The sequence below is a fragment of the Haloarcula sp. K1 genome (genome assembly GCF_001647155.1).
Taxonomy (GTDB): Archaea; Halobacteriota; Halobacteria; order Halobacteriales; family Haloarculaceae; genus Haloarcula; species Haloarcula hispanica.
In genome coordinates, this window is the sequence record NZ_LRHL01000042.1 from 60,182 (window position 1) to 76,007 (window position 15,826).

15 protein-coding genes are annotated in these 15,826 nt (G+C 65.6%); 10 read left to right on the forward strand and 5 right to left on the reverse strand.

Going from position 1 to position 15,826, the window contains the following annotated elements; translation table 11 throughout:
- Positions 1-42 precede the first annotated feature (42 nt).
- From AV929_RS12760 to AV929_RS12775, 4 genes are all read left to right on the forward strand, one after another.
- On the forward strand, positions 43-522 hold the full coding sequence (locus tag AV929_RS12760) for an N-acetyltransferase (protein ID WP_008310038.1): 480 nt from the start codon (positions 43-45) through the stop codon (positions 520-522).
- 39 nt (positions 523-561) lie between these two features.
- Positions 562-1,740: a DNA primase small subunit PriS gene (priS, locus tag AV929_RS12765; protein WP_064288438.1), complete on the forward strand. Its 1,179-nt coding sequence runs from the start codon at positions 562-564 to the stop codon at positions 1,738-1,740.
- A complete protein-coding gene (locus AV929_RS12770; protein WP_064288439.1) occupies positions 1,737-2,693 on the forward strand; it encodes a hypothetical protein in 957 nt (318 codons plus the stop codon). The genes priS and AV929_RS12770 overlap by 4 nt, the downstream gene beginning before the upstream one ends.
- A gap of 103 nt (positions 2,694-2,796) precedes the next feature.
- Entirely contained in the window at positions 2,797-3,228 is a 432-nt protein-coding gene (locus tag AV929_RS12775; protein ID WP_044951753.1) for a hypothetical protein, read from the forward strand.
- A 37-nt stretch (positions 3,229-3,265) separates the two neighbouring features.
- Here AV929_RS12775 and AV929_RS12780 read toward each other — a convergent pair whose 3' ends face one another.
- A complete protein-coding gene (locus AV929_RS12780) occupies positions 3,266-4,351 on the reverse strand; it encodes a S1C family serine protease (protein WP_064288440.1) in 1,086 nt (361 codons plus the stop codon).
- 145 nt (positions 4,352-4,496) lie between these two features.
- On the opposite strand from AV929_RS12780, the gene AV929_RS12785 reads away from it, so the two are divergent.
- The 3 genes from AV929_RS12785 to AV929_RS12795 all read left to right on the forward strand — a co-directional run bounded on the left by AV929_RS12785 (position 4,497) and on the right by AV929_RS12795 (position 8,261).
- Positions 4,497-4,760, forward strand: coding sequence for a hypothetical protein (locus AV929_RS12785; RefSeq protein WP_014039944.1), 264 nt, complete (start codon positions 4,497-4,499; stop codon positions 4,758-4,760).
- Between the two features lie 145 nt (positions 4,761-4,905).
- Positions 4,906-7,491, forward strand: a complete 2,586-nt coding sequence (locus AV929_RS12790) for a heavy metal translocating P-type ATPase (protein WP_064288441.1) — start codon at positions 4,906-4,908, stop codon at positions 7,489-7,491.
- Between the two features lie 50 nt (positions 7,492-7,541).
- A complete protein-coding gene (locus tag AV929_RS12795; protein ID WP_064288442.1) occupies positions 7,542-8,261 on the forward strand; it encodes a metal-dependent hydrolase in 720 nt (239 codons plus the stop codon).
- Here the strand turns inward: AV929_RS12795 and AV929_RS12800 are convergent.
- On the reverse strand, positions 8,258-9,607 hold the full coding sequence (locus tag AV929_RS12800; protein ID WP_044952180.1) for a PAS domain-containing sensor histidine kinase: 1,350 nt from the start codon (positions 9,605-9,607) through the stop codon (positions 8,258-8,260). The two genes, AV929_RS12795 and AV929_RS12800, sit on opposite strands and share 4 nt — an antisense overlap.
- 326 nt (positions 9,608-9,933) lie before the next feature.
- Between AV929_RS12800 and AV929_RS12805 the strand changes: the two genes are divergently transcribed.
- Complete coding sequence (locus AV929_RS12805; RefSeq protein ID WP_023843189.1) at positions 9,934-10,176, forward strand: hypothetical protein; 243 nt, start codon at positions 9,934-9,936, stop codon at positions 10,174-10,176.
- A gap of 176 nt (positions 10,177-10,352) precedes the next feature.
- On the opposite strand, the gene ilvD is transcribed toward AV929_RS12805, so the two are convergent.
- On the reverse strand, positions 10,353-12,080 hold the full coding sequence (gene ilvD, locus AV929_RS12810; protein ID WP_064288443.1) for a dihydroxy-acid dehydratase: 1,728 nt from the start codon (positions 12,078-12,080) through the stop codon (positions 10,353-10,355).
- Between the two features lie 121 nt (positions 12,081-12,201).
- On the opposite strand from ilvD, the gene AV929_RS12815 reads away from it, so the two are divergent.
- Together AV929_RS12815 and AV929_RS12820 are read left to right on the forward strand one after the other, a co-directional pair.
- Positions 12,202-13,167, forward strand: a complete 966-nt coding sequence (locus AV929_RS12815; protein WP_064288444.1) for a beta-ribofuranosylaminobenzene 5'-phosphate synthase family protein — start codon at positions 12,202-12,204, stop codon at positions 13,165-13,167.
- Positions 13,168-13,265: 98 nt separating this feature from the next.
- A complete protein-coding gene (locus tag AV929_RS12820) occupies positions 13,266-14,369 on the forward strand; it encodes an NADH:flavin oxidoreductase/NADH oxidase (RefSeq protein WP_064288508.1) in 1,104 nt (367 codons plus the stop codon).
- Positions 14,370-14,375: 6 nt separating this feature from the next.
- Here the strand turns inward: AV929_RS12820 and AV929_RS12825 are convergent, their stop codons facing one another.
- Both AV929_RS12825 and AV929_RS12830 read right to left on the reverse strand, forming a co-directional pair.
- Positions 14,376-15,377, reverse strand: coding sequence for a DUF368 domain-containing protein (locus AV929_RS12825; RefSeq protein WP_014039952.1), 1,002 nt, complete (start codon positions 15,375-15,377; stop codon positions 14,376-14,378).
- A 106-nt stretch (positions 15,378-15,483) separates the two neighbouring features.
- Positions 15,484-15,735, reverse strand: coding sequence for a hypothetical protein (locus AV929_RS12830; protein WP_008310015.1), 252 nt, complete (start codon positions 15,733-15,735; stop codon positions 15,484-15,486).
- Positions 15,736-15,826: the final 91 nt, after the last annotated feature.

Consider the following 15,826-nt stretch of genomic DNA (forward strand, 5'->3'; position numbering starts at 1 on the left):
AGGCGGTGGAATTATATCTACGCCTCCACTACTTATACGGCAGTGAGCGTCAACATCGAGACACAGATCGTCGAACGCGGGGACGACGAACACGTCGACGCGGCGTGGCGGCTCAAGGAAAACATCCGCGAATCCGACGGGGTCCTGCGACAGCGGCGGGGGTTCTTTCGCGACGCCTACCGACGGTCGACCACCTATCTCTACATCGACCGGTCCAAGGACCGCCTCATCGGCTTCGCCGCGGTTCGACGCGACGGCTACATTCTCTTTCTCGCAGTCGACGACGAGTACAGGGGCCACGGCTTCGGCAAGCGACTCGTCGCTCGCGTCGCCGAGGACTACGGCAGCGTGACCTGCCACGCCCGGGCGACGAATCGGGAGGCTATCGGCTTCTACAAACACATCGGCTTCGAGATCCGGCGGCGCATCGACAACTACTACGAGGACGGCGGCGACGCCTACTACCTCAAGCTCGGCGAGGACTCGATTACGGACAAACTGTCGAAGTTCCTGCGTAGCTAAGCGAACGCTTTTCAAGGGACCTCCCCAACGAGGTAGCCGATGGAAGAGCGGACCCGCGCGTACCTCCGTGGCCGGTTCGGCGATCACTACCGACAGGCGTCCGTAACGCCGCCGCCGGCCGCGAACGAACGTGAATGGGGGTTCATTCCCTGGACCGACGGCCCCGGCGAGACGATGGTCCGCCATCGCTCGCTGCTGGACCTCGGCGAGATCGAGGACTTCCTCGGCCGCCGGAAGCCCCGCCACGTCTACTTCTCCGCGGGCCGCTACGACGAACCGAGCGCCTCGACGATGTCGGACAAGGGCTGGCGCTCCTCGGACCTCGTGTTCGACCTCGACGCCGACCACCTGCCCTCCGTGGTGCTTGGCGAGGACAGCTACGCCGAGATGCTCGCTAAGTGCAAGGACGCACTACTCAGGCTGCTCGACTTTCTGGAGGACGATTTCGGGTTTGAAGACCTGACGATTGTCTTCTCCGGCGGTCGTGGCTACCACGTCCACGTCCGCGACGAGCGCATCCGTCACCTCGAACGGGACGCGCGCCGGGAGATCGTCGACTACGTCCGCGGTATCGGCCTGGAGTTCGACGAACTGGTCGACGAGGAGTCCGTCGCCGGCACGGCCGGCCGGTCCAGTCCGGCACAGAAGCGGACGCTCTCGACGGAGGGCGGCTGGAGCGCCCGCGCGCACCGCCACATGCTCGCTGTCGTCGACGACCTCCTCGCGATGGAGGAGGCGGACGCGCTCGAACAACTGCAGGAGTACGACGGCATCGGCGAGGGGAAGGCGACCGCGGCGCTGAACGCGGCCCGGTCGAACTACGAACAGCTGGAAGCCGGCAACATCGACGTCCACCCCGCGTTCTACCAGCTGGCGAAGATTCTCCTGCACGAAGTTGTCGCGGCGGACAACGCGCCGATAGACGAACCGGTGACGACGGACACGAACCGGCTCATTCGCCTGCCCGGCTCGCTGCACGGCGGCAGCGGGCTGGAAGTCCAGCGCATCGACCGCGGGGATATCGACGCGTTCGACCCGCTGGTCGACCCCGTTCCGGAGACGTTCCGGGGCCACGACATCACCGTCGAGGTGACCGACGGCGGCCTCGTCGAACTGGATGGCGATAGCTTTACACTGGAGGCGGGTAATCAGACTGTACCAGAGCACGTGGGCGTGTTTCTCATGGCCCGTGGCCGCGCCGAGAAGGGGAAAGAATGAACGTAGACGAACTCCAGTCCGTCCAATCGCGGGAACGCCAGACCGACCAGCTCCAGCAGCTGCGCGAGACGTTCTACGAGGACGCCGGGCAGTTCATTCAACAGCTTCGGTCGGAGCGCGACCGCGCGGCCGAGCGCGCCGAGGACCCGTTCGACTCGCCCGAGGTCAACCGCCTGACTGACGATATTAAGACTGCCGAACAGACCGTCGAAGCCGTCTACGAACGGCGCGTCGGCAAGATCGTGAAGATGGCGTCGCTGGCCGCGGCGGACATGCCGACCGAGGACGACGGCCTCACACGCGAGGAGCGGGACCTGTTCGAGACGATGGTCGAGGCTATCGAGTCCAACCGGGGCCACGTCCTTGACGTCATCGCGGGGGAAGCCCCGACCGGCGCGGTCGGCGACGAGCCGAAATCCGACGAGCGACAGGCCCCCGACCCGGAGCCACGCCAAACGGCGAACGAACCGGCAGCCGACACGGCCGACCCGCCCGAGCCGCCATCGACGCCGAACACGGGTGTCAACGCGGCTGACATGATGGGCAGCGGCGGGGACCAGTCGGAGCCCGCGGAGGAACCCGACACACCGACGCCGCCGCCCGACCTGGATACGGGCAGCAATCCCACTGCCGACAGTCAGCCCGACCAAGCAGACGTGCCGGCCGCCGGTGACGACGTGCCAGTTCCTCCGGCCGAGCCCGGCGTTGAGTCCGACCCCGGCCCGGCGGCGGACCCGGCGCACGCCGACAGCGGACCGCAGTCACCAGCCGGTTCAGACACCGCTGGGACCGCCGACGTGGACCGACGGACGGTCCGCATCACGGACGACGTGGGCGAGATATTCGGCGTCGACCAGCGTGAGTACGACCTCTCGACGGACGACGTGGTGACGCTGCCGGCCGACAACGCCGACCCGCTGGTCGAACAGGACGCCGCCGAACCGTTAGAATAAGCCGACGCGATGGGCTGGAACAGGCCGCTGTGCGAAGTACCGCCCGACACTCTGTTCTGTGACAGCGATGGACTATTTGTGGACAGTCGTACAGTTGATACGTATGAACACGCACGTCCGCATCGTCGTCGCGCTGCTCCTCGGCGTCCTTGCGTTTGCCGTCACGACCGTCTCGGTGACCGCCGGCTTCGAACCGCAGATAGAGTTCTCACTGCTCATCGGCCTCCCGGTAGGCGTGTCGGCCGGTCTGACCGGACTGTTCGCCGGCTATGTCCTGCTGTGGCACCGCGACCGAGCGGCGGCGGGCGAACTCTCCGACCGCGCGGCCCGCCTCCGACTGGCCGCGTTGGCGACCATCGCGGACTTCGTCGTGGTCACTGCGGCCGGCGTTGCGCTCTACGTGTTCGGCAATAGGGGCCTCGGTATCAGCCTGCTCGTCGCGGGGCTCCCGGTGACACTGCCCCTCGCTGCCGCCGTCAGCTACGTCCTGGCCGGTGGCAGCCGTAACGAACAGGGCGGGCTCCGGACGCGGTAACCACGGTCGGAGCAGCAGATTCGGCCGCCGACGCTCGTTACGGCTCCGGGCGCGAGCCGAGCGTGAGTTCGACCGTTTCCTGTGTCCCGTCGCGCTCGACCAGCACGTCGACGGTCTCGTCGGGACTGGTCTCCAGCGCCAAGAAGCTCCCCAGCGCCTGCCGCGTCGGCGTCGGCGTGTCGTTCATCTGTCTGACCACGTCACCGCCAGTGGGAATCTCCGTCCCCGAAATCGTCGTCTCCCCGTCGCTTCCCTGTAGGACGCCCGCCGCTGGCCCACCACTGACGACACGGGTGATGTACACCCCGGACCCGGGGTCTAAGTTGTTCGCCTCGGCGATCCGCGGCGACACGCTCTGGAGTCCAACACCCATGTACGGATGGTCGTAGTCGCCGGTCTGGATGAGCGACGGCACGACACGCTGGGCGAGCGGGGCCGAGATGGCAAAGGCGACGTTGTCGCCGCCGCCGGAGTTGATGACACCGACCACGTCGCCCTCAAGCGTGACCAGCGGCCCGCCGCTGTTCCCCGGGTTGACCGGTGCGTCGGTCTGGACCGCGTCCGCGATGGAGAAGTTGTTCGCGCTCTGGAGCGTGCGGTCGACGCCGCTGACGATGCCCGCGGACACCGAGCCGGAGAGGCCAAACGGGTTCCCGATAGCGACGACTTCGGTCCCGACTGTCGGCTCGGTCTTCACAAACGAGAGGGGCGTCACGTCCGGTGTCGCGCCGATGCGGAGGACGGCCAGGTCGCTGTACACGTCCGCGCCGACGACGGAAGCGGAACGCCAGCCGGTGTCGGCAAAGCGGACGTAGTACTCGTCCCCGCCCGCGACGACGTGTTCGTTTGTGACGATGTGTTCGTCGTCGATGAGGAAGCCGCTCCCCTGCCCACCACGCGAGTCTTCGGCGTACACCCTGATCGAGACGACGGCATCAGCGACCTCTTGATAGACGTCGGTGTAGACGCTGTCGGACTGCACGACCGCGTCGGCCGCCCCCGACTGGTCGGGGGCGGTACCGTCCGAATTGCTGCTGGTCCCGGGGCTCTGACAGCCAGCCGTGGCCGCGACGGCCGTCCCGAGGGCCCCTAACATCGCCCGGCGCGTGAAAGACTGTTTCATACTGGGGCGTAGGCCTGGGCTGCGAAAAAGGCACGGTCGGGTCTCTCTACCGCACCCGGGTGCTCGATTGCGGTGTGTCGTGACTTTCAGTTCGGCCCCGAAGACGGGCACAAACTACAATCGTCCCGATAGCATACGGGGGGGCATGGCAGAGGATTCATCGGGAACGAAAACGCCGACGCCGGGGTTCGTGTTGCCCGGCCTGCGATGTGGTGTCGAGATGGCACTCGTCGGGACAATCGTACTGCTCATCGGCCTCCCGACCGAGGAGCCGATACGGCTGGGAATCGTCTTCCTGTCGGCCCTACTGGCGATGACTGTGGTACTGTTCTGGGCGGTCGGCCGACATATGCGACGCTGGATCCGCTACGCACAGGGAAAGCCGACCCGGACGACGCCGTTCGACTGAGGGAAGTGTCTGAGCCAGGCCGGCCAACAGTGCGGCCGATGCCGGCTAGGTTAATAACAAAACTGGATTCATTTATTAACCAATCCCACTTAGCGCGCAGGTTTTAGCAGTTGAATTAATAAGAACGGGTAGCCTAGCACCGGTAATGACGGAGTCCGGCGGCTGTTCGGATGGCGATGGATGTAGTTGCTCGAATACCGATAATCACCCGACAGCAACGGACTCACACGATGGGAGCCACATCGCACAGCTGTCCGTCCCGGAGATGGACTGTCCCTCCTGTGCGGGAAAGGTAGAGTCGAGCGTCCGCGAACTGGCGGGCATCGAGGCCGTCGACCCGCAGGTAGCGACGGGTCGGCTCACCGTCGAGTACGACGAGGCCGAGACGGACGTGGACGCGATAGCGGCGCGCGTCGAGGCGGCGGGCTACAGCGTCGCAGACGACGGCGGCGAGACGCTCCGGTTCGGCGTCCCGGAGATGGACTGTGCATCCTGTGCCGGCAAGGTCGAAAGCGCGCTGGGGAGGGTTGACGGTCTCAGAGCCGTCGAAACGCGTCCGACTACCGGGACGGCCGTCGTCACGTACGACCGGAACGCGACGACGGAGGGCGACCTCGTGGCGGCAATCGAGAGCGCCGGGTACGAGGTCACGGAGACGACAGGCGAGGACGACACGGCGACCGGGCAGACGGACGAAAACGGCTCGCTCTGGACCAGTTCGCGGGCGCTGAAGACGTGGGTCAGCGGCGTGTTCGTCGCCGTCGGCCTCCTCTTCGAGTTCCTGCTGGCCGGCGCGAACACGCAGGTCGGGAGCGTCTTCGGGTCGCCGCTGCACGCCGCCGACATTCTGTTTCTCATCGCAGTCGCGACGGGCGGCCAGGAAATCCTGCGTAGCGGCTACTACTCCCTGAAAAACCGGAACCTGGACATCGACCTGCTGATGTCCATCGCCATCCTGGGCGCGCTCACCGCCAGTCTGGCCTTCGGCGAGGCGCTGTACTTCGAGGCCGCGACGCTGGCGTTCCTGTTCAGCGTCGCGGAACTGCTGGAGCGCTACTCGATGGACCGTGCGCGGAACTCGCTGGCGGAACTGATGGACCTCTCGCCCGACGAAGCGACGGTCAAACGTGACGGCATGGAGCAGGTGATGCCCGTCGACGACGTGCAGGTCGGCGATGTCGTCGTCATCAGGCCCGGCGAGAAGATACCGATGGACGGCGAGGTCATCGACGGGACCAGCGCGGTCAACCAGGCTCCGATCACCGGCGAGAGCGTCCCAGTCGACAAGACCGAGGGCGACGAGGTGTACGCCGGGACAATCAACGAGGAGGGGTATCTGGAAGTACAGGTCACGGCGGCGGCCAGCGACAATACCCTCTCACGCATCGTCCAGATGGTCGAGGACGCCCAGTCGAACAAGACCGAGCGCGAGCAGTTCGTCGAGCGCTTCTCGGCGTACTACACGCCAGTCGTCGTCGCCTTCGCCGTCCTCGTGACGCTGACGACCCCCGCCGTGCTCGGCGTGGCGTGGTCGACCGCCGTCGTGTACGGCCTGACCCTGCTTGTGCTGGCCTGTCCCTGTGCGTTCGTCATCTCGACGCCCGTTTCGGTCGTCTCGGGCATCACCAGCGCCGCGAAGAACGGCGTGCTCATCAAGGGCGGCAACCACCTCGAAGCGATGGGCGCGGTCGACGTGGTCGCGTTCGACAAGACGGGCACGCTGACGAAAGGCGAACTGACCGTCACCGACGTGATCCCGCTGAACGGGAACACCGAGGATGAAGTCCTGCAGTGCGCCCGTGGGCTCGAACAGCGCAGCGAACACCCCATCGGCGAGGCCATTGTCGCTGAGGCGGGGACCGCTGGCGTGGAGAGCGCCGATGTCGACGACTTCGAGAGCATCACCGGCAAGGGCGTCCGGGCGGACATCGACGGGACGCCCCACTACGCCGGGAAGCCGGGGCTGTTTGACGACCTCGGCTTCGATCTCTCACACGTCCACGCCACTACCGATGGCGGTGTCGTCACGAAAACGGCCCAGCAGCTCTGTGAGCGCAACAACTGCATAGACTTGCTGGAAGACACTGTTCCCGAACTCCAGGCCGAGGGGAAGACGGTCGTCATCGTTGGCACGGACGACGAGATCGAGGGGATCATCGCGGTCGCCGACGAGGTGCGCCCGGAAGCGGAGGCCGCAGTCTCCCGGCTCCGCGACCTGGGCGTCGAACGGACGGTGATGCTCACCGGCGACAACGAGCGCACTGCTGGGGCTATCGCTCGGGAAGTGGGTGTCGACGACTACCGGGCGGAACTCCTGCCGGACGAGAAAGTCGCCGCTATCGACGGCCTCGTCGAGGAGTACGAGGAGGGGGTAGCGATGATCGGAGACGGTATCAACGACGCCCCGGCGCTGGCGAGCGCGACCGTCGGCGTCGCGATGGGGGCCGCCGGAACAGACACGGCCCTCGAAACGGCTGATATCGCCCTCATGAGCGACGACCTCTCGAAGCTCCCGTACCTGTACAAACTGGCCAACGACGCCAACGGCGTCATCCGCCAGAACATCTGGGCCAGTCTCGCGGTCAAGGCCGGCCTTGCACTCGCTGTACCGTTCGGCCTCGTCCCCATCTGGGTCGCCGTGCTCGCGGGCGACGCCGGCATGACGACGGCCGTGACCGGGAACGCGATGCGGCTCTCGCGAATCCGCCCGGACGAAAACGACGAATCCTAACCCGGCCCGGTGTACTATTAAGTATGCGCCGGGAGTAGCGTGCATCCGACATGGAACTCACATGGTACGGCCATTCGACGTGGCACGTAACAGTCGACGACACCGAGTTGCTCATCGACCCGTTCTTCGATAACCCCAAGACGGACACGGACCCCGAGGAACTGGACCCGGACTACGTGTTGCTGACCCACGGCCACGCCGACCACATCGGCGACGTGGACCGCTACGAGGGCTGTGGGCTCGTGGCCACGCCGGAAATCGTCGAGTACTGCGAAGACAACTTCGGTGACTTCGACGCCGTCGGTGGCATGGGAATGAACCTCGGCGGCACCGTCGAAATCGGTGACGCCTTCGTCACGATGCACCGGGCCGACCACACGAACGGCATGGACACCAGCTACGGCACGAGCGGCGGGATGCCGGGCGGGTTCATCATCTCCGATACGAAGCCGACACAGGTCAGCGACGCGGAGTCGACGACGTTCTACCACGCCGGCGACACCGGCCTCATGACGGAGATGCGCGACGTCATCGGGCCGTTCCTCGAACCGGACGCTGCGGCGGTGCCGGTCGGCGACCACTTCACGATGGGGCCGATGCAGGCCGCCGTCGCCGTCGACTGGCTGGACGTCGACCACGCGTTCCCGATGCACTACGACACGTTCCCACCAATCGAAATCGAAACGCAAGACTTCGTGAACGAGGTCAAAGGCACCGGTAGCGACGCCGAGGTCCACGTCCTCGACGGCGACGAAACGTTCGAACTCTAGTCCGGTCGTTCCACGTCGGTCACGGTAAACCGCGCGCCGCCCGCCTCGCTGTCATCGACGGACAGCGACCAGCCGTGTTCTTTCGCGATCCGGTTGGCGATGTAGAGCCCGAACCCGCTGTTTTGTTTCTCTGATGCGTACCCCGCTTCGAGCACCCGCTCCGGTGGCGAGACGTCGACACCAGGCCCGTCGTCCGCGACGAAAAAGCCCGAAGACGTGGCACCGACGCGAATCGCGACGTCGGGGCCGCCGTGTTCGACGGCGTTCGAGAGCAGAATCTCGAGAAACAGGCGCATCGACTCCGCGTCCGCCAGCAGTCTCCTGTCCGATGTCACTTCGAGCGATGCGGCTTCGAGCGATAGCGAACTCCACACGTCCCAGACGACCGTCGAGAGCCACTGTTGTTCGGGCTCGAACGCTGGCGAGTCGCTCGACGCCAGCGAGACGACCTTGTCGACGATACCGGAGAGCTGGTCGATAGAACGCTCCACAGCGTCGATGTGTTCGTCGTCGGCCTCGACCTGCGAGAGATGGCCGGTCGACACCTGGAGTTCGTTTCGGAGTTCGTGTGCGGCCAGCAGCGCCACCTTCCGGAGACGTTCGTTCTGTTGTCTGAGGAGACGTTCGCGCTCTTTCTGGTCGGTGATATCCTGCGTGATACCGATGAGGCCGATTAGCTCGTCGGTCTCGTCGTACCAGGGGATCTTCGACGTTTGGAGGTGTTTCCCCATCGACGGCGAGAACTCGTGGACGTCGAGGACGTCGGCCCCGTCGTTGATGACTTGCAGGTCGTCGCCGCGTGCTGCATCCAGATACGTCGCCCCGGCGGGGAGTCCGTCTTCGTCCCGCCGGCCGAGCAGTTCCGGCGGGGCGTACGACGAATCGTTGAGCAACAGATAGTGCCGGTCATCGTCTTTCACGTACAGGTGCTCGGAGTACCGTTCGAACATCGTGGCGAGAATCGTCTCCGGCCGGGAAGCCGGTCGGGCGGCCATCGTCTCGCTGTCTTCGAGTGCTGCACCGACTGCGGCTGCCAGTTCCGGCGACCCAAGATCGCCGTCGACCGTCCGAATGTGATCTCCACGGTCCGCCTCACTGCCGTACATGATCACCGGGAGGTTCGGGTAGAGCCCGGTGGCTGCCGCCGCCAGATGACCGCCCGCCATCCCTCCACACGTCACCGGGACGACGAGGCAGTCAACCGCGGTACGTAGCAGTGTCGTATCGACGCATTCGGGCTCTGTCGTCTCGACCGTTGCGTCGATTGCTGCCTGTTCAAGTGCCGCCCGTAACTGCTCTCCGGCCGTAGTCTCGGCAGCGATGAGGAGGACTGTCGGCGGGGACATCAACACGCCCATGATTTGTCCCGGGATTGTAAATAAGTTTAGCAGTCATGTTGAAAATAAAACAGGATACAACAGCGGAACGACCCCTCCGGCCGATACTGGACACCGCTGCCCGAAGCAACCAGCCGACTTCCGGATTGCCCCGTTACGTGAACTGAAATGCTCGCTATAGGCCCATCTCATGTCACGATGGTTGTCTCCCGACCAGAGAACAGTGGCGTGATATTCGAGACAACGGGCCGTTGACGGGGCAGTCGATAGTCAATACTGACACACACTTGAAAGGATTCACAACATCCGAGTATCCGGGCGGCGTATAGTCAGGTGTGTCCGAAACGTACGTGTGCGCCCGATGCCAGGACGCCGTCGAGCGGAACTTCGAGGTTCGGTCGATCATCAGGACCTGCAGCGAGTGCGGCGAGAACGGTCGGTTCCTCCACAGGTCGCTGGTCGAGTCACTTTCCGAGATCGCCACAGAGGACCAGCCGGACGGCTGGGATCAGATGACACTGGACGAGCGGTTCGAAGCGGCGCTCAAAGAGGGGCTCATCACGGTCACACGGACGTAAGTCTGTGCCGCCACGCTGACGACTCCGTTCGGTTCTGACGGCGCCTAGTTCTGCCAGCGACCTGCTTCGGCGGCGTTCGTCAGTCGACCCGCTACCCGACGTCACTGTCGTCGGTTTCTCACACTGTTGGCTGTGACTACTGTACGATGTTCGTGGTGGCGAAATTCGGGACAGTCTCAGTCCCACTTCGCGCCGGGGTTCGTCACCGCGCCGTTCGCCGCGGAGCCGAAGTCGCTGTGGTACTTCGCCAGCACGCCGCTGTCGTACGTCGGTTCAGGGTCGTAGTCTTCGAGGCGCTGCTCGATCTCCTCGTCGGTGAGGTCGACCGACAGTTCGTGGTCGTCGATGTCGATGGTGACGGTATCGCCGTCCTCCAGCGCGGCGATGGGGCCGCCGACGAACGCCTCGGGGGCGACGTGGCCGATAGAGAAGCCCCGAGTCGCGCCGGAGAAGCGGCCGTCGGTGAACAGCGCCACGTCCTCAGCGTGACCCTGGCCGGCGACGGCTGAGGTCACGCCCAGCATCTCGCGCATGCCGGGGCCGCCCTGTGGCCCCTCGTTGCGGATACAGATCACGTCGCCGGACTCGACGCGGCCTTCCTGCACGTACTCCATAGCCCCCTCCTCCTGTTCGAACACGCGGACCGGACCCTCGTGATGGAGGTGGTCCTCGCCCGTGATCTTGATGACCGAACCGTCGGGCGCGAGGTTGCCCGAGAGGATGCGGATCGCGCCGCGCTCGTGGATCGGGTCCTCGACCGTGTGGAGGTAGTCCACATCGAGGTCTTCGACTGCCGGCGGGTCGATGTGTTCGAGTTCTTCCTCGATTGTGTTGCCAGTGACGGTGAGTGCGTCGCCGTGGAGCAGGCCGGCGTCGTTCAGCGCCTTCAGCACGACCGGGACGCCGCCGACCTCGTGGAGGTCGTTCATGACCTTCTCGCCGCCGGGTTGGAGGTCGGCGATCTTGGGCGTGCGGGCGCTGATCTCGTTGAACGTCTCGATATCGAGGTCGATGCCGGCCTCCGCCGCGAGCGCGAGCAGGTGGAGAACGGCGTTGGTCGACCCGCCGACCGCGACCTGCAGGGCGATGGCGTTCTCGAACGATTCGCGGGTGAGGAAATCCGAGGGGCTGCGGCGTTCCTGCACCACCTCGACGGCGAGTTCGCCGGCCCGGCGGGCCTCCTCGTAGCGGGACTCGTGTTCGGCCGGCGGAGAGGCCGACCCCAGCGGCGCGAAGCCGAGCGCTTCGGAGATAGACGCCATCGTGTTGGCGGTGAACATCCCGCCACAGGAGCCCGCACCGGGGCAGGCGTGGCGTTCCATCTCGTCGAGTTCGCCCTCGCTCATCTCTCCGTCGGCGACCGCGCCCACACCTTCGAAGACGTTCTGGATAGTGACCTCGCGGCCGTCGTGCTCGCCGGGCATGATAGAGCCGCCGTAGAGGAAGACGCTGGGCAGGTCCGTCCGGATTGCGGCCATCATCATCCCGGGCATGTTCTTGTCACAGCCGCCGATGGTAACGATACCGTCCATGCGCTCGCCGAAGGTGACGAGTTCGACGGAGTCTGCGATTATCTCGCGGGAGATGAGCGACGCCTTCATCCCCTCGGTCCCCATCGAGATGGCATCGGAGATTGTGATGGTCCCGAACTCGATCGGCATCCCTTCGGTGTCGTCGATACCCTCGTAGGCAGCGTCAGCCACGTCGTCGAGATGGACGTTACATGGCGTGATGTCGGCGGCGGGGTTCGCGATGCCGATCATCGGCGAGGAGAGGTCCTCGTCGTCGTAGCCCATCGCGCGGAACATCGCGCGGTGGGGGGCTTTCTCGTATCCCTCCGTCACCTCGGTACTCCGCAGGTCCGGGTCTTTTTCCGGACGTTCTTGCCGCTCCTGATTGCTCATATTTCACCGAGGCCATGGGCAACCTTAAATAACTTGTACTCACGCTAACGTCCCACATGAGAGCACGGCGAAACCCACCGGTGACAGCAGGTTCTTTTCCGTCGGGAACTTCCGCCGCGGTATGCCGACGGTCACGACCGCTGCGCGACTTCATTTCGGGTTTCAGAACCTCTCGCTCGCCCACGAGCGCCTCTATGGCGGTGTCGGGCTTGCCCTCGACGAGCCGCGGCTGACCGTCGAGGCGACACGAGCCGACACAGTCCAGTGTGACGACCCGGCGACCGAACCGTACGTCCGGCGCGTCGTCGATGCGCTCGACGTACCTGGCGCGGCCGTCTCTGTCGAGGAGCGGTTCCCGCGACACGTCGGCCTGGGAAGTGGCACCCAGCTCTCGCTGGCGACGCTCATCGCCGTCGTTCGGGCCTACGCCCGGACCGCTGACGCACGGACCTACGCGCCGCAACTGGGCCGGGGCGGCCGGAGCGGCGTCGGCGTGGCCGCGTTTGAATCGGGTGGGTTCGTCATCGACGGCGGGCACCCGACGGAGCGCTTCACTGCCGAACCCCCAGCAGAAGGTGACTGGGACGTGCCGCCGGTGCTGGCCCATCACCACGTCCCCGCACACTGGCGCTTTGTCATCGTCGTCCCGGACACCGACCCCGGCCAGAGCGGAGCAGCAGAGGACCAGAGCATGCGGCAGGCCGTCGAGCGCGCCGACCCCGGCATCGCCGACGAGATCTCGACGCTGTTGACCCGGCGGCTGCTCCCCGCGATTGCCACCAGAGACCACGGCGACTTCGGCCACGCCGCGGCGCGGCTGGGCCGGCTCAACGGCGCGTGGTACGCCGACGAACAGGGCGGCGTCTACCGCCCGCCCGCCGGCGCACTCGTCGAGTCGCTGTCGAGCGCCCCGGTCATCTCCGGAGCCGGCCAGAGCTCCTGGGGGCCGACCGTCTGGGGACTGACGACAGCGGACTACGAATCGGAGGCCCGTGACGCGGGTGTGCTGGCACTCGATGCGGCCGATGTCGACGGAACGGTTCGCGTTGTCGCGCCCCGGAACACCGGTGCGTCGCTGACTGAATAGGGACCAAGCGGCGGGCCGTTCAGTACCAGTCGCCAGAACTAACGACGATGCTTGCAGCCGCCAGTGCGGTTATCAGTCTCGCCAGCGAATCCTCGGCGATGACTGCATTGTTCTCACCGCTGGAACTCCGCGAGACGACAGTCCCGAATCGCGTCATGGTCTCTCCAATGTGCCAGTACTCCTGTGAGGCCCGCGACGGCCTCGCCACCGACTGGCACCGCACCCACCTCGGCTCTCGTGCCGTCGGCGGTGCAGGTCTGGTCATGACTGAAGCGACCGCCGTCGAAGCTCGCGGCCGTATCTCGCCGGAGGACCTGGGTATCTGGAGCGACGAGCACGCGGCGGCGCTGGAACCGATTACAGAGTTCATCACTGAACAGGACAGCGTGCCGGGCATCCAGTTGGCCCACGCCGGGCGGAAAGCCTCTATCGAACGACCGTGGGACGGCCACGACCCGCTCCAACCCGACGACGGCGGCTGGGAAGTCGTCGGACCGAGTGACGACCCCTGGCCGTACGAAGACGGTGAGGCTCCGCCGACAACAGCGCTCGATCAGGACGGCATCGAGGCGGTCATCGACTCGTTCCGCGCCGCCGCCGAGCACGCGCTCGACGCCGGCTTCGAGGTCGCAGAGGTCCACGCCGCCCACGGCTACCTCTTGCATCAGTTCCTCTCGCCGGTGACGAACCACCGCGAGGACGACTACGGCGGCGACTTCGAGGGCCGCACGCGACTGGTCCGTGAAATCACGACCGCCGTCCGCGAGGTCTGGCCCGACGACAAGCCGGTGTTCGTCCGTATTTCCGCGACGGACTGGCTTCCCGACCGCAATTCCTGGACCGTCGAGGACTCCATGCGACTGTCGGACCGACTCGCCGACATCGGCGTGGACCTCATCGACGTGAGCGGCGGCGGCATCCACCCCGAATCCCGCCCCGACTACGCCGGCCCGAACTACCAGCTCCGGTACGCCGAGCGGATTCGCGAGGAAACGAAGTCGGACATCGCCGTCGGCGCTGTCGGCGGCATCACGACCCCCGAACAGGCCGAAGCCGTTATCGCCAACGACCGGGCCGATATGGCTATCGTCGGCCGCGAACACCTCCGGGACCCGTACTTCACGATGAATGCCGCGAGGGAACTCGACGCGACCGACGAGATAGAGGGGCCGCCGCAGTACCGCCGTGCCTGGGGCTTCTGAACCTGTTTAGATCTTATCCAGGTCGAGGTCGACGGCGTACCAGTCGAGCGCGAGCAGGAAGGCCGCGCCGATAGCGGCGGCAGCGACGAACGCGATGAGAACGTCCGTCGAGAAGCCGACTTCACTCCGGACCTTCACGACCGGAGCGCGGAGTGCGCCGACGACGAGCGCGACGAGGAAGGCCAGCGTTGCCCGGCGGTTGTACTCCAGTGCCCGACGGACGACGCGTGCGATGGTGAACAGGCCGACCAGCCCGCCGACGATGAACGTCACGACCGGCACGGCGGTCGTTGTCACGTCTTCGGCTGGCCCGCCGGTGGCGAGCGCAATGAGCGCGTCCACGAAGTCGGCGAGCGCCATTGACATCCTGTCGTACTGCCCGAGGATGACGAGCAACAGCGATCCCGAGATGCCGGGCAGAATCATCGCGCTGACGCCGATCATGCCGGCGATGAAGACGAGTGCGAGACTACCGCCGTCGGCGGCGGTGTTCGAGACGCCGGACACGTAGAACGCAAGCAGAAACCCGAGGACGCCGGCCCCTATCTGGAACGGCGACTCGACCGTGAGACTGCGCAGCAACACCACCGCGGAGGCGGCGATGAGGCCGAAGAAGAAGCCGAAAAGCAACGCCGGCGTCTCCTGGCTGGCGACGGTGACGATGTGTGTTACGATGACGACGGCGGTGCCGACGCCGGCGACCAGCGCGAGGAGGAACCAGATGTCGAGTTCGAGGAGTTCGGCAAACGCGCCGCGCAAATCAACACCGCCGTCTAGCGGTGTGAGAGCGCGAACGAACCGTATTACGCGGCCCGGCGTAACGGCGGTAATCGCGGCGATGAGTCGCTCGTAGACCCCGGCGATGAGCGCGATTGTGCCCCCGGAAACACCGGGGACCCCGTCCGCGCTGCCCATACAGAGGCCGATGAGAAACGTTCGAATCCACGCACGAAGCGGTGGCACCGAGCCCAGAACCGTCGGCGGGTCCTGGTCGGGAGGGGTGGTCATCACTGAACGCTTCCAGCATCACGCTCAAATTCCTTGTGGAGTCACGTCGTATTGTGCTGCTGTCACAACTGCGAGACTGCGGCTGAACAAGTGGCCCGCGACAGCGCTAGCTCCGCTTCGATAGCGTGAGCACGCCGTTCCTGAGTGTCTGGACCGCGCCGGCGGCCGGCAGGTCGACGTCGAACTCCGTCTGGAGGTGCGGGGCGTCGACGGCAACGATGGCTTCCGTCCCGATGATATCGACTGTCACATGGTCGTCGCTGACCTGAAGCGAGTCGAGGTCGACGGCGACCGTCCAGCCGTCGTCGTGGTCGGTGTGCGAGACGTGTAGCGGCGACCGTTCAGTTTGTGCGTCCATTCGTCAATCATGGGTATGTGTTACACACATAAAGGTCCACGTTCGGCGCGTGCCAAAGCTCGGTCAGACAGGAACGCTATCCTGCACGTCG